Annotated in this window: 19 protein-coding genes, 1 tRNA gene, 1 pseudogene and 1 other annotated feature; of the genes and pseudogenes, 10 read left to right on the top strand and 11 right to left on the bottom strand. The window is 42.8% G+C overall.

Annotated features, from left to right (window positions below):
- The first annotated feature begins 24 nt into the window (after positions 1 to 24).
- The 4 genes from JUI58_RS26180 (at position 25) to JUI58_RS26165 (ending at position 2,237) form a co-directional block, all read left to right on the top strand.
- A complete protein-coding gene (locus tag JUI58_RS26180) occupies positions 25 to 678 on the top strand; it encodes a DUF3365 domain-containing protein (RefSeq protein ID WP_204106804.1) in 654 nt (217 codons plus the stop codon).
- 113 nt (positions 679 to 791) lie between these two features.
- Entirely contained in the window at positions 792 to 1,406 is a 615-nt protein-coding gene (locus tag JUI58_RS26175; RefSeq protein WP_204106803.1) for a hypothetical protein, read from the top strand.
- 35 nt (positions 1,407 to 1,441) lie between these two features.
- Entirely contained in the window at positions 1,442 to 1,894 is a 453-nt protein-coding gene (locus tag JUI58_RS26170) for a thioredoxin domain-containing protein (RefSeq protein WP_204106802.1), read from the top strand.
- A 25-nt stretch (positions 1,895 to 1,919) separates the two neighbouring features.
- Positions 1,920 to 2,237: a hypothetical protein gene (locus JUI58_RS26165; RefSeq protein ID WP_204106801.1), complete on the top strand. Its 318-nt coding sequence runs from the start codon at positions 1,920 to 1,922 to the stop codon at positions 2,235 to 2,237.
- A gap of 90 nt (positions 2,238 to 2,327) precedes the next feature.
- Here the strand turns inward: JUI58_RS26165 and rplL are convergent, their stop codons facing one another.
- The 8 genes and pseudogenes from rplL to rplS form a co-directional block, all read right to left on the bottom strand.
- Positions 2,328 to 2,729 carry a 50S ribosomal protein L7/L12 gene (rplL, locus tag JUI58_RS26160; RefSeq protein WP_204106800.1) on the bottom strand — a complete coding sequence of 134 codons (402 nt, stop codon included), beginning with the start codon at positions 2,727 to 2,729 and terminating at the stop codon, positions 2,328 to 2,330.
- A gap of 84 nt (positions 2,730 to 2,813) precedes the next feature.
- A complete protein-coding gene (rplJ, locus tag JUI58_RS26155) occupies positions 2,814 to 3,383 on the bottom strand; it encodes a 50S ribosomal protein L10 (RefSeq protein WP_204106799.1) in 570 nt (189 codons plus the stop codon).
- A gap of 24 nt (positions 3,384 to 3,407) precedes the next feature.
- Positions 3,408 to 3,574 (bottom strand) — a sequence feature (ribosomal protein L10 leader region).
- Positions 3,575 to 3,607: 33 nt separating this feature from the next.
- A complete protein-coding gene (gene rplA, locus JUI58_RS26150) occupies positions 3,608 to 4,318 on the bottom strand; it encodes a 50S ribosomal protein L1 (protein ID WP_204106798.1) in 711 nt (236 codons plus the stop codon).
- A 142-nt stretch (positions 4,319 to 4,460) separates the two neighbouring features.
- Positions 4,461 to 4,886 (bottom strand): 50S ribosomal protein L11, encoded by a 426-nt coding sequence (gene rplK / locus JUI58_RS26145; protein WP_204106797.1) that lies wholly within the window; start codon positions 4,884 to 4,886, stop codon positions 4,461 to 4,463.
- Between the two features lies 1 nt (position 4,887).
- Positions 4,888 to 5,538: a transcription termination/antitermination protein NusG gene (nusG, locus tag JUI58_RS26140; protein ID WP_204106796.1), complete on the bottom strand. Its 651-nt coding sequence runs from the start codon at positions 5,536 to 5,538 to the stop codon at positions 4,888 to 4,890.
- Positions 5,538 to 5,714 (bottom strand): annotated as a pseudogene (gene secE, locus JUI58_RS28300) (preprotein translocase subunit SecE); the annotation flags it as partial. The pseudogene secE and the gene nusG, both read right to left, overlap by 1 nt.
- A gap of 315 nt (positions 5,715 to 6,029) precedes the next feature.
- Positions 6,030 to 6,102, bottom strand: a tRNA-Trp gene (locus tag JUI58_RS26130).
- Between the two features lie 134 nt (positions 6,103 to 6,236).
- Positions 6,237 to 6,602 (bottom strand): 50S ribosomal protein L19, encoded by a 366-nt coding sequence (rplS, locus tag JUI58_RS26125; protein ID WP_204106794.1) that lies wholly within the window; start codon positions 6,600 to 6,602, stop codon positions 6,237 to 6,239.
- Positions 6,603 to 6,705: 103 nt separating this feature from the next.
- On the opposite strand from rplS, the gene JUI58_RS26120 reads away from it, so the two are divergent.
- The 6 genes from JUI58_RS26120 (at position 6,706) to JUI58_RS26095 (ending at position 15,252) form a co-directional block, all read left to right on the top strand.
- Complete coding sequence (locus tag JUI58_RS26120; RefSeq protein ID WP_204106793.1) at positions 6,706 to 7,092, top strand: ferredoxin; 387 nt, start codon at positions 6,706 to 6,708, stop codon at positions 7,090 to 7,092.
- A 217-nt stretch (positions 7,093 to 7,309) separates the two neighbouring features.
- Positions 7,310 to 9,853 (top strand): PA14 domain-containing protein, encoded by a 2,544-nt coding sequence (locus JUI58_RS26115; protein ID WP_204106792.1) that lies wholly within the window; start codon positions 7,310 to 7,312, stop codon positions 9,851 to 9,853.
- Between the two features lie 205 nt (positions 9,854 to 10,058).
- Positions 10,059 to 13,847 (top strand): PA14 domain-containing protein, encoded by a 3,789-nt coding sequence (locus JUI58_RS26110; RefSeq protein WP_204106791.1) that lies wholly within the window; start codon positions 10,059 to 10,061, stop codon positions 13,845 to 13,847.
- A gap of 161 nt (positions 13,848 to 14,008) precedes the next feature.
- Positions 14,009 to 14,236 (top strand): hypothetical protein, encoded by a 228-nt coding sequence (locus JUI58_RS26105; RefSeq protein WP_204106790.1) that lies wholly within the window; start codon positions 14,009 to 14,011, stop codon positions 14,234 to 14,236.
- A 54-nt stretch (positions 14,237 to 14,290) separates the two neighbouring features.
- Positions 14,291 to 14,689, top strand: coding sequence for a hypothetical protein (locus JUI58_RS26100; protein WP_204106789.1), 399 nt, complete (start codon positions 14,291 to 14,293; stop codon positions 14,687 to 14,689).
- Positions 14,690 to 14,826: 137 nt separating this feature from the next.
- A complete protein-coding gene (locus JUI58_RS26095) occupies positions 14,827 to 15,252 on the top strand; it encodes a hypothetical protein (protein ID WP_204106788.1) in 426 nt (141 codons plus the stop codon).
- On the opposite strand, the gene JUI58_RS26090 is transcribed toward JUI58_RS26095, so the two are convergent.
- The 3 genes from JUI58_RS26090 to JUI58_RS26080 all read right to left on the bottom strand — a co-directional run bounded on the left by JUI58_RS26090 (position 15,238) and on the right by JUI58_RS26080 (position 18,079).
- Entirely contained in the window at positions 15,238 to 15,828 is a 591-nt protein-coding gene (locus JUI58_RS26090) for a leucine-rich repeat domain-containing protein (RefSeq protein ID WP_204106787.1), read from the bottom strand. The genes JUI58_RS26095 and JUI58_RS26090 overlap by 15 nt on opposite strands.
- A gap of 136 nt (positions 15,829 to 15,964) precedes the next feature.
- Positions 15,965 to 16,999, bottom strand: coding sequence for a leucine-rich repeat domain-containing protein (locus JUI58_RS26085; protein ID WP_204106786.1), 1,035 nt, complete (start codon positions 16,997 to 16,999; stop codon positions 15,965 to 15,967).
- Between the two features lie 342 nt (positions 17,000 to 17,341).
- Entirely contained in the window at positions 17,342 to 18,079 is a 738-nt protein-coding gene (locus JUI58_RS26080; protein WP_204106785.1) for a hypothetical protein, read from the bottom strand.
- Between the last annotated feature and the right edge of the window lie 71 nt (positions 18,080 to 18,150).

The following is an 18,150-nucleotide window of genomic DNA, read 5'->3' as shown; positions in this document are numbered from 1 at the left end:
TTTAATTGAAGAGGAGAACCTACAATGTTTGCTTTTTTGCGTAACTTGAAAGCGAAAACTATCGCTTTATTAACCTTAGCAGCTGCAATTTGTTTTACCGCGATCGCCTGTGCTGGAGGTAGCCCTACACCCCAAGCGGAAGGGAGTAGCAGTGGCATTAATCCCGAAGTGGTTGTCGATTACATTCACACGGTATTATTAGCAGACAGAACAGCTTATACCAAGCACGTTGTTAACCGCTTGAAAACCTTAGAAGGAAAACCAAAAGAAGATGGAGTTGTCCCCGCAGAAGCAACAGAAGCCTGGAAAGAAACAGGTGGTATTCCTCTTCCCGCACAGATGTTTCGTTTGGGTTCGGAAATTGCGGCTGAAGAAGGAACATTTACTTACGGTTTAATTTCTCCTTGGAATATTAATGATTCCCAAGCCCCTAAAACAGACTTTGAAAAAGAAGCAATGGCAAAAGTTGTTGAAACAGGAGAACCTTACAAAGATTATCAGGAAATTGGCAGTCAGAAATACTTCTCTGCGGTCTATCCCGACAAAGCAGTAGCTGAGGCTTGCATTACTTGTCATAATACCCATCCCGTTCACCAAGAACGCTATCCTGATAAGCAATTTGAAATGGGAGAAGTTATGGGGGGAATTGTCATCAATTTACCTGTAGAAGGAACTTAATCCCAATTGGTTTGACTCTAATTTCTGTAAATTCTGTAGGGACGTTTTCTGCAACGTCCCTTAATGCTACGATCGCGCGAACAAAAACAAAATTAAGTTCTCAAGATTTTGCAATGAAGCCAAAATTTTCAACTTTAATTATTTTGACCCTATTGGCAGCAATTCTGCTCGCTCCTTTTGTTTTCAGTCCCTACTATTTGCCCAATCTCCGCGATCGCGCTTTTGAGTTACATCTGATTCTACAAGGAGAAATTTATAAGCAAATTACAGGGTATAGTTCTCTATTATTTGTTTTCCTAGAAATGCTTTTAATGGCTCGCAAACGAGGGCGAAGTTGGCTGATTAAAATTAAACTCCCAGGATCGTTACAATTTTGGCGCAGTTTGCATATTTTTCTCGGTATTGCGCTTTTAGGAACGACTCTTATTCATACTATTGGATCGCGAGGTTTAAATTTTAATGCGATATTTCTCTGGGTCTTTTTTGGGGTCACGCTGTCGGCTTTAGTTGGTGCTGTTGCAGAAACGGGGGTTTTAGAGTCTTCTCGGCGTTATTTTGGGTGGATACCTCAAGATACTAAAGAGGTGCATAAGAGCCGTTTCCTGATTTCTAAAGCTGCACTCATTCGCAATATGCGTGCTTGGTGGCTGAATACCCATATTTTTCTAGTCGCTGTCTTTTGCGTCATGCTTGTTTTTCATATTTTTCTCGCTTATTATTATCAGTGAGGGAACATTGATTCATTATTGATTTATCTCAAACTATGTTATTGAACTTTAGAAAAATTGCGATCGCATTGCTCTTCTGTTTATTTTTAAATAGTTTATTATTCATTCCTGAAGCAAAAGCGGGACTTTTTTCGAGTTCTTCTTTAGCGGGTTTAGTGACTATGAAAAATATGGCAGAACGTTCTACTCCTTACAATTTAGCCATGAAAAATAATCAACCAACAATTTTAGAATTTTATGCTAACTGGTGTACCACTTGTCAAGGAATGGCGTTGACAATGGAAAATCTAGAATCAGAGTATGGAGAAAAATTCAATTTCGTGATGCTCGATATTGACGATCCTCAATGGGTGGATATTATTCAACAATATCGCGTCACAGGAGTGCCTCAGTTTACCTTTTTAGATGGCGATCGCCACACACAGAAAACATTAGTCGGAAAAGTACCGCGATCGATTATGACTCAATATTTTGCCAAACTTTTATAAAAATATAATAAAAAATGGAGTAAAAATGGATAAGCAAAAACAAGTTCTCGCTCAAACCATGTCTTTTCTGATGTCAATTCGCCCGGAGAGTAATCTGGGAAAATTGTTGAACTTTTGCCTAGCAACAAAAGTGGAGTCAGAACCAACAGGAAAAACGGCTTATGAAATGGCTTGCGATCTTTTAGAACATCCCAATATTTTATCAGATTTCATTCAAGAAGCAATGGAAAGTGATGGCGAATATACACCAGAAGAATATGTCGCGTTGAGCGAACTTCCTACACAAAATCCAGAAGAATTTATGCAGAAAATATTAGGAGAATTAGATAAGATAGAATTATAAAAAAATACTTAATTTTCCTACAAGAAAATAGGGATGGTAGCAAGTACCATCCCCACTTTAATCGCTTAGGCGATCGCAGCCAACCAAAAATTACTTGATTTCAACTTTTGCGCCAGTTTCTTCCAACTGTTTCTTGATGGCTTCAGCTTCATCTTTGGTAATCCCTTCTTTGAGTGCCTTGGGAACCGATTCTACAACCTCTTTGGCTTCTTTCAGACCCAAACCAGTAATAGCGCGAACCACTTTCAGAACGGCAATTTTCTTATCCCCAGGGAATTCCGTGAGGACCACATCAAATTCGGTTTGTTCTTCCTCGGGTTCGGCAGCCGCAGCAGCACCGCCGCCACCAGGCATCGCTGCCACCATCATACCGCCAGCAGGTGCAGCCGCACTTACGCCAAAGGCTTCTTCGATTCCTTTGACTAATTCAGAGGCTTCGAGTAAGGTCAAAGATTTCAACTTTTCGAGAATTTCTTCAGTTGCAGCAGACATTGGTAAACTCCTTGTCAGTAAAGATTAACTTGTAAATTTCGAGTCCGTTTGCTTAACGAACTTGGTTTGCGAGCAAAATTTGGCTTACGCTGCATCTTGCTCTTCTTTTTGGGCGATCGCGTGAATTGCGCGACCCAAAGAAGACGGCACTTCGTTGATACCCCGCGCCAGAGAAGACGGCACTTCCTTGATACCCACAGCCAATTGCGTCGGAATGGAGTTGATAGCTCCAGCAATTTGCGCCATGAGTTCTTCCTTGGAAGGTAGATCCGCGATCGCCTTGACTTGTTCTTCATTCAGGGCGCGTCCCTGCATGACACCGCCGCGAAATTCGCTTTTCTTGGCCGCTTTTCTAAAGTCTTGGTAAGCGCGGACAGCACCGCCAATATCGTCTTTAACGAGTAAAAAGGCGTTGGTACCGGACAGAAATTCTGTCATCGGCTTCCATTCGTCGTTTTCCTCAACGGCGATCCGCATTAAGGTGTTTTTAGTCACCTTACACACTGCCCCCGTAGGACGCAGGCGATCGCGCAAATCGGTAATTTCGGCAACGGTTAACCCTTGGAAATCAACGACAACAGCCAATTGAGCCTCGCTCAAAAGTCCTTTAATATCGGCAATTACCGTTTCTTTATTCGCTCGGGTTCTTCCCATTCAGTTTCACCTCCTTTTCATAATTAACTCCAAAATCAAACCCCGCCTCTGGTGCCGAGGTCGGGGTCTAAATGCGGCAAGAACTAAAGATATTAACTATCCCATTTGCTTACCATCATTTAACTCGCCTCGGCAGGATATTGATTAAGCCTGATGGCTCCTGCGGTCTTCGGTTTGCCTTTGATGAATTTTTATTGAGTTGGATCGAGGGGGTATTGCCTACCTTATTCCAACAATTTTAAATCCCGTAATGTACTAATGTCTACTTCAATTGAGGGTCCCATCGAAGCGGAAACAAAGACACTGCGCCAGTAACGACCTTTTGCCCCGGAAGGACGATTGCGATCGACAGTTTCCTGTAGTGTTTTCAGATTTGCTAACAAATCTTCTGGCGCAAAGGATGTCTTTCCAAACATAACATGAACGATGCCCGTGCGATCGGCACGAAATTCAATTTTTCCCGCTTTGAATTCGGCGATCGCCGCCCCTAAATCTGTGGTAACGGTTCCTGCTTTGGGGGAAGGCATCAAGCCGCGAGGACCCAATAAGCGCCCTAATTTAGCCACTTTCGGCATCATATCCGGGGTAGAAATTAGTTTATCGAAGTCCAGCATCCCTTTCTGTATTTCTTCGATTAATTCCTCCGATCCCGCCAAATCTGCTCCAGCTTCTGTTGCTTCGTTGACTTTTTCCCCGCGAGCAATAACCGCAACCCGGATAGTTTGCCCGGTTCCTTTAGGAAAGCTCACTGTAGTCCGCAACTGCTGATCGGTATATTTAGGATCGATTCCCAAGCGGATATGCGCTTCGGCAGTTTCATCAAACTTAGCCGTTGCTGTTTCTTTTAACAGGCTGATGGCTTCCAATGGCTCATAAGCTCTTTCTTCTACTTTCGCGATCGCTGCTTTCAAGCGACGAGAAATCTTCTTGGTCATGGTTTACTCCTTGGGTTCTAACGAAGCGATCGCCTCTCCCCAATATAAGGTGGCAAAATATCTGAAATTCGAGATTGAAACTGAAATATTGCGCTAAAACAGGACACTAAAACATTAATGCAGGAATGTTAAATTAACATCCTTAATCAGTAATGCTAACACCCATATTTCTAGCTGTTCCTGCCACAATTTTCATGGCAGCATCAATATCATTCGCATTGAGATCGGGCATTTTTACTTCAGCAATTTTCCGCAATTGTTCGCGGCTAATAGAACCCACTTTTTCTTTATTGGGTTGACTCGCACCCTTTTCAATTCCCGCTTCTTTTTTAATTAAAACTGAAGCAGGAGGGGTTTTGAGAACGAAAGTGAAACTGCGATCTTCATAGACAGAGATTTCCACAGGAATAATCATTCCCACTTTATCCGCAGTTTTGGCATTGTATTCCTTACAAAATGCCATGATATTGACACCATGTTGACCCAAAGCGGGACCAACTGGTGGGGTAGCAGCAGCCTTTCCCGCAGGAAGTGCCAACTTAACCAATGCAACTACTTTTTTTGCCATTTTAGCTTTGTTTTTCGACCTGATTGAACTCCAATTCCACTGGCGTATCCCGTCCAAAAATTGAAAGAAGTGCTTTGAGTTTGCTCCGTTCGGGACTAACTTCAATCACTTCACCTTCAAAGTCTTTAAAGGGACCCGACAGAACCATTATTTTATCACCCACTGCCATATCAATTTTGACAACAGGTTCTTGTTCTTGGGTCTGTCTGAAAATGCGTTCGACTTCTGACGGACTCAGAGGGACGGGTTTAACGTGGCCTCTTCCTCTTCCATAGGGACGTTGTTTTTCCGCACCGACAAAATTAATCACGTTAGGTGTATTTTTAACGGCTTGCCATGCGTCATCATCTAAAATCATTTTGACGAGAACATAGCCAGGAAAAACCTTTTCTTCCCCATGAATTCGCGTGCCGTCTTTACGCACTTTAACCGTTGGGGTTTGGGGGATTTGAATTTGCAGAATGCGATCGGCCACGTCTAAAGTGTGGATGCGCTGTTCTAAGTTGGCCTTAACTCGTTTTTCACAACCCGAGGCAACTTGAACGGCATACCAACGCGCATTTTTAATCGTCGGAAAAGACTCTTCCTCTTGGAAGTCTTCATCGGTTTCTTCAAGATTTGTATCTTCGAGATTGTCCCTCGTCACATTCATTAGAACACCTTGCCACTTAACCACACAAATAAGTTATCGACAAAATAGATCGTCGTGGCAACCAATGTCACCATTAAAACTACAGCAGCAGATTCGCTAATTAATTGTTGTCGTGACGGCCAGACAACTTTAGAGAGTTCCTCTTTCGATTCTTGAAAAAATTTAACGGCGTTAAATTTTTCACCAGTATCTTTTCGAGGGACTGGGGCTGCTTTTTCCTTCTCGAGGGAAGGACTATTTTTGACGCTATCTTTTACATTTTGTCGATCGCCTTGATTTTGGGGTGCATTTTGAGCGCCATTTTGAGATTTATTTTTGTTGTTACTGGTGTCCTTTTTTGACGATTTTTTCTTGGCCACGGTGGATTTTCTCCCCATTTTGTTTGCAGATGGACAATGACTTGTCATCCCTATTGGGAAAGGACTTTTCGACCTGTTTAGCCAACAGGGGAAAGGCAATACATATAGGGTATATCTACTTTACCCTTTTAACGCGCCCTGGAGGACTTGAACCCCCGACATCGGGTTTTGGAGACCCGCGTTCTACCAACTGAACTAAGAGCGCTCGTGAACCTTCAGTTCATAGCTTGATTGATAGCAAATTAACCCAGTCAATCAATTTGAAGCATTCATTAGTTCAGTTTAACGTAAAAGGGGGAACACACGCCAGTATTTTGCCAAAAAATATTCTCTCTCCAATTATTCAAGGGCGCGATCGAAGCGTTGTTTAATCCGGGTAGCTTTACCGATGCGATCGCGCAGATAATAAAGTTTAGCGCGTCTGACTTTACCCCGTCGCAGGATTTTAATACTAACCACTCTAGGAGAATGGAGCAGAAAAACCCGCTCTACACCAACACCTTGAAAGATTTTACGCACGGTGATGGTTTCGCTAATTCCACCATTGCGTTTCGCAATTACAGTGCCTTCGTAGGGCTGTACCCTTTCTTTGCCGCCTTCTTGGATTTTAACTCCAATGCGAACGAGATCGCCCACGTGAATTGTGGGTAAGCTGTCTTTGAGGTGTTCTGCCTCAATTGAGCGAATCATTTCTTCCGCTTTCATAACCTTTAGCCCAAAAACTCACAGTCTTCTATAGTACCCCGCACGGAACAATTTTGGGAAGAGGGATGAGAAGATAATTGAGAATTGAGAATTAATAATTGAAATGTCTGATACAAAAAAACTAGAATCCTGCGTACAAAGTCTCGGATTGCAAAAAATTCAGCGACATTTGTTTCTCTGTGCGGATCAGACTAAACCGAAATGCTGTCGGAAAGAAGTCGGGTTAGAGTCTTGGGATTATCTGAAACGACGCTTGGGGGAACTGGGTTTAGACGAACCGGGAGGCGATCGCGAGACTTGTATTTTTCGCACGAAAACCAATTGCTTGCGAGTTTGCAGCGAGGGACCGATTTTGCTGGTTTATCCCGATGGTATTTGGTATCGGAATGCAACACCGGAAATTATCGAACGCATTATTCAAGAGCATTTAATCGGCGATCGCCCGGTTGAAGAGTATATTTTCTGTCAGCACCCCCTAACCGCTCTTTAGTCCCATGCTTTACCCACCAATCCTGAATCCCTATTATTAAGAAATATGACAAAAAGAGAACTCTGAGTCAAGGTAAACCCGCAATATTACTGATAAATCCACCGATCGGTTAATTTGCAGTTTTAATTTCCTTGCCTTACCATACTTATTCAAGTCAGAGAAAGAACGCGATCGCGTCCTTGACTTATCATCCCAACTCCCTCATAGTGTGAAACCGATGAATTGGCTTATTCGTTTATTCTCGCGTCAAGAATCCACCCAAAAAGAAACTGAGAATAGGTTTCAAGCCTTCATCCTAGAACCGATTCTCACCCCCAGCGCCCTCATTGATTTTGGTGGAGAAGACGCACCCGACCTCGCACTATTAGAGGGAGACAACCTCTCTTTCTTGGATGAGATTGACATATTAGAGGATGGAAACCCAGAGGATTTGCAAATACAGCCATTTCTCCCCCAAGAACCCTTCACATCAGGGACATTTGAAGTAGGCGCAACAGGAGAAATAGCGATCGACTTCCTATACGATGGCGGAAAATATAAAGGAGAACTCGCCATCTTCAGTCTAGAAGGAATGGAAGAATACGAACCAGGCTCCCCAGAATTCATCCAAGAAGCCGCCAACAGAGCCTTATCCGACACGGAATGGGGACATATCGTTATCTCAGACCGAGAAGAAGGAGCCAGATTTGCAGGAAACTTAGGAGAAGGAAACTTTAATCAGGGAGAATATCAAGGCGCAAAAACCTTTCAAATGAGAGCCGGAGATAAATTCGGAATCATGCTCGTCCCTAACGGAGAAGTCGAGCAAGTCTTTGAGAACCCCAACATCGGCGGCTCAAAAACCCCCCTATTTTCCCTGAGCACCGCCAATCCTAACGACTCACTACATTGGGGACAAATCGCCGACATCACCGGAGACGGACAAACCTTCGTCTTTGAAGACGTTCGTTTTGATAGCAACTGGTACGACAAAGACTATAACGATATCATCTTTCAAGTGAGAGGAGCCAGAGGAGAAGCCCCCGACATCGATGAAGTCATCGCCGATGGGAAAGACTGGCGAGACAGCGACCTAGGACAAGAAATCCTCGAATTTGCCGACATCGAAACCGACTTTATCCCCGTAGGCGAAGATACAGCTATCATCGAAATCATCAGCGATCGCCCAGACCTAACCGAAATCGTCATCGAAGCCGTCAACAACGCCGCCGACAACCTCGAAACCTTCAGCCAACAACCCGACTTCCTCGAAAGAGTACAATTTACCTTTGGCGAAGAAATCCAACTCGAAAACGTAACCGAAGCCGTAGCCAACATCATTAGCGGACAAGAATTCCCCAGACTCGAAATCCTCACCCAAAGCGAACTCGGAAGCGCCAACGCCGCTTATGGTATCGAAACGAACACCATTTATCTGTCCCAAGAAATCCTCGAAACCCACGCCGAGAACCCCCAAATCATCAGTAACATCATCCTCGAAGAACTGGGACACTACCTCGATGTCAAACTCGAAACCGATGATACCCCAGGAGACGAAGGCGCAATCTTCGCCCGCGTAGTACAAGGAATCGACCTCGACGACCCGCAACTACAAGCCTTGCAACAAGAAAGCGATCGCCTCACCCTCACCCTCAACGGCGAAACCATCACAGCCGAACTCAACGGCACCGGACTAAGAGGAGAATACTATAACAGAGAAGACTTCGGACAACCGCAAACCAGCCGCATCGACCCCAACCTCAACTTCCTCTGGGGACTCGGAACCCCAGCCTGGGGTAGCGTCGGAGCAGATCGCTTCTCCATACGCTGGACAGGATGGCTAGAAGCCCCCAGCAGCGAAACCTACGACCTCACCCTTGAAGCCAACGGACGCTCACGTATTTGGCTGCAAAACCCCGCCACAGGAGAATGGCACAAACTCCTCGACACCTGGAACCAAGGAGACCCCAGCACCACCACCCACAACATCACCATCCCCTTCCCCCTGCAACAAAGCACCCACTACCCCATCAAAATCGAATATCAAGACGATATCGGCGAAGCCAGCCTCAACCTAAAATGGGAAAGTCCCAGCCGTCCCCAGGAAACCATCCCCAGCACCTACCTACACCCAGGAGAACACCCCCTCCCCAACACCACACAAACCGGAACAGGACTCAAAGTCAAACATTATCACCACCCCGACTTCGGGCTACTCGGCGGAGAAAACAACCAAAATAGTCAAATCCTGCACGACTGGGGCAACCAAGGCAGCATTTGGAGCGTCACCCCCCCCGACGGACACTCCAGCATCTGGACAGGACGCATCGAAGCCCCCACATCAGAAACCTATCAATTCCACACCCATGCCGACGGACGCACCCGAGTCTGGATTAAAGACCAACAAGGAGAATGGCATAAAATCCTCGAAGGCTGGGAAGAAGATAACGGAGGTATTCGAGAACGCACCGGCACAGTCCCCTTTGAATTCAGCGCCGGAAACCAATACGAAATCAAAATCGAATATCAAGACGACACCGGAAACTCCAGCATCGAAACCCTCTGGGAAAGTCCCAGCCGTTCCCCCGAAGTCATCCCCACTCAATTCCTCTATGCCGACGACTTAAGTGAAGAACCCGGCGTGCAAGCACAAGGAACAGGACCCAAAGCCAATTATTATCTCCACCAAGACTTCTCCCAGAAGCGATTTACCTGGCAAGAAAACGAAGCCAACCGAGACTGGGGCGGGCATTCTCCCTCCTACCTAGGGCTTGCTGTATAAGCCTGAAAGCCATACCAGATAAGAGTTTCCAGCTTTTCTTCGCAAAAAAAGTCCAAGGTTTTTGCCCATAGCCACTCAAAACTCTTGCATTTTCGGGGAAAATTTCTGGCTGGATTGGCGATCGCAGCGATGAAACTACTACTGTGTATGCTGTATAGCCTCCAGAATTGCTATATAGGGCTTTCTCAGCAAGCCCTACCTAGATATGCCCCCAGATGGTTGGTCAGGAATCTGGACAGGACAAATCGAAGCCCCCAGCACAGACCTCTACAACATCTCCACCCGCGCCGATGGAAAAGTGAGATTTTGGTTGCGCGAACCGGGAGGAGAATGGCAGGAATTGATAGAAGACTGGGAAGAAGACCCCAATACATCCCAACTCAACACCAGTCCAGGAGTGTTTCTGGAAGCAGGAGTGAAATATGATTTCAAGGCAGAATTCCAAGAAGAAATCGGGGATGCAGATTTAGAATTGCTGTGGGAAAGTGGTTCAAGGACGCGAGAAGTGATTCCCACAAAGTATATCTATGGGATTGAACCGGAATATGCACCGGAAGTACAAGCAGCAGGGACGGGGGTAAATGCTCTCTATTTCAACAGCACAGAACCCAGTAGCACGGCTAATTTGGGAGGAACGCCTCAAGGGATTGATTTTGAATGGGATGGGGGGAATCCGGCTTATGGGTCTTTACCGAACGATAATTGGTCGGCACGGTTTACGGGCAAGTTGGAAGCACCTTATAGTGAGGATTTTACTTTAACGTCTCGTGCTAATGGGGGTTCGCGGGTTTGGGTTCGCGATCCCGATACAAATACTTGGTACAAGGTTATTGAGAATTGGAGTGATAGTAATAGCAGTGTGGATATTGCTGGGGAGATTCCTTTCCGTTTGCAAGCGGGTGTGAAGTATGATTTTCAGGTGGATTATAAGGATGAGGTGGGGGATGCTCAGTTGAAGTTGCTCTGGGAGAGTGATTCTCGGTCTTTAGGGGTGATTCCCCAGGAGTTTTTGTATCCGGAACAGTTGACGATTCCGGTGGGGGTAGAGGGTCAAGGGACGGGGTTAAAGGGAGATTATTTTAATAATGAGGATTTCACGGATTGGGTGACGAGTCGCACGGATGGGTCGGTGGATTTTGCTTGGGGAAGTGGTTCTCCGGATGAGGGGATGGATGCGGATACTTATAGTGCGCGGTGGACGGGGCAGATTGAGCCGCTTTACGATGAGAATTATACGTTTTATACCCAGAGTGATGATGGGGTGCGGTTGTGGGTGAATGGGGTGTTGGTTGTGGATAATTGGACGACTCACGGGGTGACGGAGAATGTCAGTCAACCTATTTCTCTGGAGGCGGGTCAGAAGTACGATATTAAGTTGGAGTATTTTGAGGATACTGGCGATGCGACGGCGAAACTGTTGTGGTCGAGTAATTCTCAGGTTAAGGAAACGATTCCTTCTTCTCAGTTGTATCCACCGAAGGAGCCGATTTTTGAGGCAACGTGGACGGGGACGATCTCTCCTCAATATGATGAGGTGTATACGTTTGAGGTGAATGCGGCGGAACCGGTGCGGGTTTGGATTGATGGGGTGTTGGCGATCGATGGGACGAATTTGCCGTTGGGGGAGGATGTTTCGGAGAGTGTTTCTCTCCCGTTAGATGCGGGTGGGTCTTATGAGATTGTGGTGGAGTATTTGGATAATGATGAGGAGATTGCGGGGGGATGGGTGAATCTCGATTGGAGTAGTCCTTCTCAGGAGAGTGTGTCTTTGCTTTGGGTTGATACTCCTTGGTTTGATTCGGCAGATAATCCCAATAATCCCGATCCGGGTACTTGTTGGTATGGAATTATTGATTGCGATTCTCCTTCTCCTTTACCACAATTACCTATTGATGGTGGTAGTGGATCGGGTGGGTATTGGCAAACTCATATTGCTCGGGTAGAGGAGCTTCGAGGGGAGTTGCTGGTGGAAGGAGATAATGATGATTTTGAGCTTCTATTTGCGGCTCCTACTGTTGGGGGTAATGTAGACCAACGGGAGGTTTCTGTGCAGGTGGAGGGTCCGTTGGCGGCGTTTCTGGAGAAGACGGGAGATTTGGATTTTGTCGAGCAGTCTTTTACTCTTAATCAGGGGGATAGTGATAAGCGTTTGGCGGGGGTTTTGAAGGCGATCGACCTTTCTGGGTTGGAGAAGGATCGCTTGTTTGGGTCGGTGGTGACGGTGAAGGAGAAGGTAACGTTTGGGAATGAGGAAACCCAGACTGTGGAGACTCCTTATGCGCTTTATCGTTGGTTGGATGTGGTTGGGGGTCGGGAGGCTTTTGAGGAGATGGGGGCTACGGTGGCGTTTCATGAGAAGCTAGATGATGAGTTGGGTAAGTTTGTCAAGATTAAAGAGGTTGACTTTTACTTGCCCGAATCGGTGAGTACGACGTTACAGACTGGCAGCGAAGATTTCCGGATACCCGAAGTGTTGCATGGAGAGGGGACGGTACAGTGGCGATTTATACCGGAGTTTCCGGTGGCGAAAGATTCGACCCAGGTGGAGACGGAGATTGCTTTAGGTCTTTCGGGTGTGGAAGGTCTGGAGATTGGCAAGTTGCTAACGCGAGGGAAGCCGCCGAAAAAAGTCGATTTAAGCGAAAATAAGTTGGTGGGAAATGATGATGATTCTTCGACGGCGATTCCTTTGGGGTTTGATTTTGATTTCTATGGTCAGACTTACGATAGTTTTTATCTCAATAATAATGGCACGGTGACGTTTGGAAAGCCTTTCTCAAAGTTCGATTCTCAGGGTTTTCCCAAGGATATTCCGATGATTGCTCCTTTTTGGGCTGATGTTGATACTCAAGACAGTGGGGAGGTTTCTGTTTCTCAGGGAGTTAGCGATCGCGGTAATTCTTACATTCAAGTTAATTGGCAAGATGTCAGTTATTTTGGCTCAAAAGATGATAAAACGAATAATTTCCAACTGTATTTAGAAAACGATCCAGAGGGAGATTGGATAATTTTGGGCTATGACGATATGCAATGGACGAGTGGGTTAAAATCAAATGGATTCAATGGATTAGGAGGGACAGGTGCTTTAATCGGTTTTAGTTCGGGAACAGGATCGAATATCAAATCTGTGAGTGTACCAACCACAGATGTAGAACTCTCGTTACTAGACAACACATCTTTCTTTTATGATTTGAGAACTGATGGAGATCCCGAATTGGTCGCAGAAGTTCCTTATCAAACAGCAATCAAGCCTCATCTTTTTAATGAAGATGATATCCGTAGTTGTATTATGGATATTCGTATACATTTTCAAGGAGCAATTGATGTGATAGATAATAATAGGGGAATTTATGATATATATAACAGCGATGAATTAAGATTGGAGTTGGAAAGAATACGTGATACTGCGATCGCCGATTGTTATCAACGCAAAAACGAGCCTCAAAATTATTTTGTTTTGAGCAGTCGCGAAATCAGTGTTGCTCGAGAAATCTTTCGAGATACTGTAGATTATAGTCTCATTAAAATTCGGAAAGTCAGCAATTTGAATTCTGCTGCGATGGTGCTAGGAAATACTATTCTTATCAATCCTAGTTCTACATATAATGGTAGTTCAATTTTTGCAATTGATGGAACAACTCTGACAGAAGCAGGCCGCGAACTTTTAATTCATGAAATGGCTCATGTTTGGCAGTATCAAAATGGAGGTTGGGGTTATGCTGTGAACAGTTTAATTGCTCAAGCGTATGCACAGGTAACAACGGGAAATAGAAACAATGCTTATAAATGGCGAGATGCTCACAATGCAGGAAATCCTTGGGAAGATTGGAACGCAGAACAACAAGCACGAGCTGTGGAGGATTACTACATACTTAAGCTAAAAATTGAAGATTCAACTGGGAATGCCACCAATCAAGATCATCAAGATTACAATACTTTACTCGGCTATATGGGAAGAGTTTGGACAAAAGATGGAGCCGCGACATTATGGTAAAACTTATTACTAATAGATTTTTATACTGGGGAATTATTTTAAGCTGTTTACTGAGTTTATCCAGTTGTCAGCCTTCACCACACTGCATCATTCCTATCGATAAACGCGCCAGTTCTTTTACAGTTCGTTTTGCTCTAGGAAAAAACTGCAATCGGCCTCCTATGCCTATTACTAGTGTGGAGTTCTATTCACGAGATAACTTAGGAAAAATCACGTATTTATGGCGTATTGCTTCTCCAGGCCAAGAATTAGTAGAACTTCAGTATGGAATATTACCAGAAAACTTCGATCAAGTTGATGCTAAACCCTTGATTCCAGATACTTACCTTGAAGTTGAAGTCGATAGTGTAGCTGGTGGGGGTTATTTAAAGGTCAGAGTAACAGAATGAGATTCTGACCAATCACACAAGGAGAGTTTGGACAAAAGATGGAGCCGCGACATTATGGTAAAACTTATTACTAATAAATTTTTCTACTGGGGAATTATTTTAAGCTGTTTACTAGGTTTATCCAGTTGTCACCCTCCACCACACTGTATTATTCCGATTGATACGCGAGCTAGTTCTTTTAAAGTTCGTTTTGCTCAAGGCAAAAACTGCAATCGGCCTCCTATGCGGATAAGTAGTGTGGAGTTTTATTCACGAGATAACTTAGGAAAAATCACGTATTTATGGCGTATTTCTTCTTTTCCAAGCCAAGAATTAGTAGAACTTCAGTATGGAATATTGCCAAAAAACTTCGGTCAAGTTGTTGCTAAACCCTTGATTCCAGATACTTATATTGAAGTTGAAGTTGATAGTGTAGCTGGCGATGGTTATTTGAAAATTATGATAACAGAATGATATTATGCTCAATCATATGGGTTGGACAGAAAGATATGCCGATTTTTATGATCGAGAAGCAGTTCAAAAAAGAGTTAATATTTATCAGCTTGATAGAGTCTTAAATGGTGATTGTTAATGTTTAAATAGGATGAATCATGAAATTAAAACTACGTTTTTTAGCAGTTATCTTTCTCTTAACTGTTCTCAATTCAGTCTCTTGCTCAATTATTTTTTATGTAACATTCGATCGTTTGTTATATCCTTATTACGATATTTCAGATCCAAGAATAAATACTATTGTTAGTGGTCAAACTTTATTGGGTTTTATTGTTTTTACTGCTGTTGGTATCATTATTTCAATCTTAACATCTTCAGTTTCATTATTCTTTTTTTTGAGAGAATATAGAGCAAATCAATTCCTAAAACGTATCAGCTTTGGATTTGCAATAATTTCAGTAGTAGCATTACTTTTTTTGAGTTTTCGCTTCATAGAACTCTTGTATATCAATATATTTTTGGGAGGAGATTGTATTTTTGAACAACATTGTCAAAGTATTGAGCGGTCATTAATGTTCGTATAGCTCTCCACAGGAAAATTGAAGAGAAGCGGAAGTGGGAGTGAGAGGATTTCCTCTTAAACAAACACTTTCTCTGTTCTGAAAAACCCCTAAAGAAGTGGCATCTTGAATTTGATTGTCATCTAAATTGATTATTCTGATATCAACTAATTGAGCTAAGGGACTGACATCTTGAATGCGATTGTCTTGCAACTCTAAAAACTGAAGTCGAGACATATTAGCCAAAAGAGAAACGTCTTCGATTTGGTTGTTACTGAGATCGAGACTGTCCAACTGTATGAGAGAAGCTAAGGGAGTTAAGTCACTAACTTGATTGTCAAGAAGACTAAGCCCCAGAAGATTGTTTAAAATCGATAGTTTAATATTGGCATCATAACAATCCTCCGTTCTTATGGATTTAAGTAATACTTCTACTGTATACCGAGTTTCTTCGGGCAAACTTTCCTTAGCCTCGCACCATTGCCGGAAACTCGTATAATTTAGGTTCGCGTGACTTGCAGCAATCCCCAATTGACTGCCGATCGCTCCGAGAATGAGAGCCAGTCCAATTTTCCAGTTTCTAAAGTTCGTTTTTTTCATTTTTCTAACGTTCTAACCTTTCTCATTCTATCAATTTTAGAAGGTAAAATTGTGGACTTGGAGTTGCTTGGGAAAGAGGAGCAAATTTTCTAATAGCTAAGATTTTTGCTATTCTGTATTTAGATTAACTTGAAGATTAGTAGATACAGTCAGAAAACTGAAGAGGTGCAGAGGTTAGATGCAAGGAATTTCCCTCCAAACAAAGACTAGCTATAGTTTTTAGATTTGCCAAAGGAGTCGCATCCTCAATCTGGTTATTTTCTAGATTGAGTTCTCGAAGATTAGAAAGGTTTGTTAAAGGACTGATATCGCGAATCAGATTATTATCTAAATCTAAAAAAAGCATTTGAGATAAGTTAGTTAAAGGAACTAAATTAATAATTTTATTTCTTGATAAGCTGAGAGATGTTAGTTGAGTAAGAGAGGCAAGAGGAGTTAAATCATTAATTTGATTATCTGTTACATAGAGTGTATAAAGAGAATTCAAGTTAGAGATGGGTTTCAAATCATCAATTTGATTATTATTTAGGTCGAGATCTGTAAGATTGTTCAGAGTTGAAAGAGGTGATAGCTCATTAATTTGATTATTGCTTAAGTCAAGATACTCAAAATTAATTAAGTTAGAAAGAGGAGTTAAATCACTAATTTTATTTGAACCTAAATTAACAATTGTCAATTCTTTTAATTTAGATAAGGGGGTCAAATCATTAATTTGGTTATAATGTAGCTCAATTTCGGTAAGAAAAATAAGATATTTGAGTGGTTCAATATTATCAATTTTATTACGAGACACATCTACTTTACTTAGTCTTGTTAGATATTGTAAAGAATTAATATTACTAATATTGTTACCGCTTAAGTTAAGTCTAGTAAGATTTACTAAATATCGCAAAGGACTAATATCAGTAATATTCTTACCACTCCATGATAATAAAGTCAGACGTGATACTCTCCAATCAGCTTCATCACAATCGTCTGTTTCTACTTTCTTTAGTAACAGTGCTACCGTATGGCGAGTTTCTTCTGGTAAACTCTCCTTTGCCAAACATAATTCTTTAAAACTCGTATAATTCGGGTTGGCTTGACTTGTAGCAATACTAAGTTGACTTCCCATGATTCCAAGGATAAGAGCAAGAAAGATTTTCCAGCCACTAGATTCAGGTTTCTTCATTTTTCTATTTTGCTATTGAGCTTTTCCTATTTTAGATCGGATTATTACAATAGAGAACAACAGCAATAGACAATATTAAAGAACTTGAACAACAGCGCATTGAGGCTTTTGCTAAAACTGATGTTAAGAATTGGTACAGAGGAGATGTTATTTTTGCTGGTTGGGCTGGAGGCTATGGAAATCGAGTTATCCTAAAATCTAAAGACCTTAAATTCAACTATAATGGGGGGAACAGGTGGAAACTATGGCACTCATGTGGATTTTCGTCTTTGGACAGAGATTAATGGAAATATGGCGATCGCCAGAATTAGGCTCTCTACTTTGGTATGCTGGAGCAGGTTGTTAGTTTTGAATATCGTTCTGATGTGAAGATCGCCCTTCCTCTAATTTTTGGGCTAAAGCACGATATCCCTTCACATTCAAATGTCCAATCTCATCAATACACCATCCTTCTTTTTCGCAACGATCTATTGTTTCAAAACCTGCTATTCTCGAGGGATGTTGTTCTTGCAAGTAATGATAAGTCGGCGGTAGATTGAGCCAATCCGGTAATTTTTTCTGTAGTGCTAATAATAAATGTGGGACTAAAATTACATTGGGATAAGTATTAAGAATCCAATTCACCATTTCCAAATAATTGCTTAACAATAGTTCTCGATCTTGTTGGTTAATGGTTTGATAATACTTGGCTTTATAACAATATCTCTGCCAGATAGCATAAGTCCAAAACCGCTTTTCAGGAGGATAATGCAAGCAAGAACGCAAGCGATCGAGAATGCGAATATTATTGAGTTCCGATGAACAACACCAATAGATAATCTCCGTGCGAGGACTGAGAAAATCGAGATATCGCTTCAACCATATCTCATTGACTGGACATCCCGATACGGACCAACAGAAATATTGGCTAAAGGCGGAAAGTTCGGGAATATTGGCATTGCTATCGCCAATCAAAGCGTAACGATGTTGTTGAGGATCGAAGGAATAAAATTTCTGAGAAAACTCAAAATTCTCTCTAGCGTGCTTCCACCAATGTTCACCTTTACGAATAATACGTTTTTCCCAAGAATGACCGAGCATATTCCAGTATTATATTATTTAGTATTATCAAGCTAAATAATCATAGCAAAAATTCAATTCCAACCCACACG

Origin of the sequence: Spirulina sp. CCY15215, assembly GCF_016888125.1 — a bacterium.
Taxonomy (GTDB): domain Bacteria; phylum Cyanobacteriota; class Cyanobacteriia; order Cyanobacteriales; family Spirulinaceae; genus CCY15215.
Note: the sequence above shows the minus strand (reverse complement) of the source record. Positions and strands in the feature narration are given on the sequence as shown.

Excerpts from the sequence above, each read along its gene's own strand:
- JUI58_RS26175 (WP_204106803.1), top strand. The coding sequence starts at position 792 with ATGAAGCCAAAATTTTCAACTTTAATTATTTTGACCCTATTGGCAGCA.
- JUI58_RS26180 (WP_204106804.1), top strand. The coding sequence starts at position 25 with ATGTTTGCTTTTTTGCGTAACTTGAAAGCGAAAACTATCGCTTTATTA.
- JUI58_RS26170 (WP_204106802.1), top strand. The coding sequence starts at position 1,442 with ATGTTATTGAACTTTAGAAAAATTGCGATCGCATTGCTCTTCTGTTTA.
- JUI58_RS26105 (WP_204106790.1), top strand. The coding sequence starts at position 14,009 with ATGCCTATTACTAGTGTGGAGTTCTATTCACGAGATAACTTAGGAAAA.
- JUI58_RS26115 (WP_204106792.1), top strand. The coding sequence starts at position 7,310 with ATGAATTGGCTTATTCGTTTATTCTCGCGTCAAGAATCCACCCAAAAA.
- JUI58_RS26090 (WP_204106787.1), bottom strand. The coding sequence starts at position 15,828 with ATGAAAAAAACGAACTTTAGAAACTGGAAAATTGGACTGGCTCTCATT.
- rplS (WP_204106794.1), bottom strand. The coding sequence starts at position 6,602 with ATGAAAGCGGAAGAAATGATTCGCTCAATTGAGGCAGAACACCTCAAA.
- rplA (WP_204106798.1), bottom strand. The coding sequence starts at position 4,318 with ATGACCAAGAAGATTTCTCGTCGCTTGAAAGCAGCGATCGCGAAAGTA.
- rplL (WP_204106800.1), bottom strand. The coding sequence starts at position 2,729 with ATGTCTGCTGCAACTGAAGAAATTCTCGAAAAGTTGAAATCTTTGACC.
- JUI58_RS26095 (WP_204106788.1), top strand. The coding sequence starts at position 14,827 with ATGAAATTAAAACTACGTTTTTTAGCAGTTATCTTTCTCTTAACTGTT.
- JUI58_RS26165 (WP_204106801.1), top strand. The coding sequence starts at position 1,920 with ATGGATAAGCAAAAACAAGTTCTCGCTCAAACCATGTCTTTTCTGATG.
- rplK (WP_204106797.1), bottom strand. The coding sequence starts at position 4,886 with ATGGCAAAAAAAGTAGTTGCATTGGTTAAGTTGGCACTTCCTGCGGGA.
- JUI58_RS26085 (WP_204106786.1), bottom strand. The coding sequence starts at position 16,999 with ATGAAGAAACCTGAATCTAGTGGCTGGAAAATCTTTCTTGCTCTTATC.
- JUI58_RS26100 (WP_204106789.1), top strand. The coding sequence starts at position 14,291 with ATGGTAAAACTTATTACTAATAAATTTTTCTACTGGGGAATTATTTTA.
- nusG (WP_204106796.1), bottom strand. The coding sequence starts at position 5,538 with ATGAATGTGACGAGGGACAATCTCGAAGATACAAATCTTGAAGAAACC.
- JUI58_RS26110 (WP_204106791.1), top strand. The coding sequence starts at position 10,059 with ATGCCCCCAGATGGTTGGTCAGGAATCTGGACAGGACAAATCGAAGCC.
- rplJ (WP_204106799.1), bottom strand. The coding sequence starts at position 3,383 with ATGGGAAGAACCCGAGCGAATAAAGAAACGGTAATTGCCGATATTAAA.
- JUI58_RS26120 (WP_204106793.1), top strand. The coding sequence starts at position 6,706 with ATGTCTGATACAAAAAAACTAGAATCCTGCGTACAAAGTCTCGGATTG.
- JUI58_RS26080 (WP_204106785.1), bottom strand. The coding sequence starts at position 18,079 with ATGCTCGGTCATTCTTGGGAAAAACGTATTATTCGTAAAGGTGAACAT.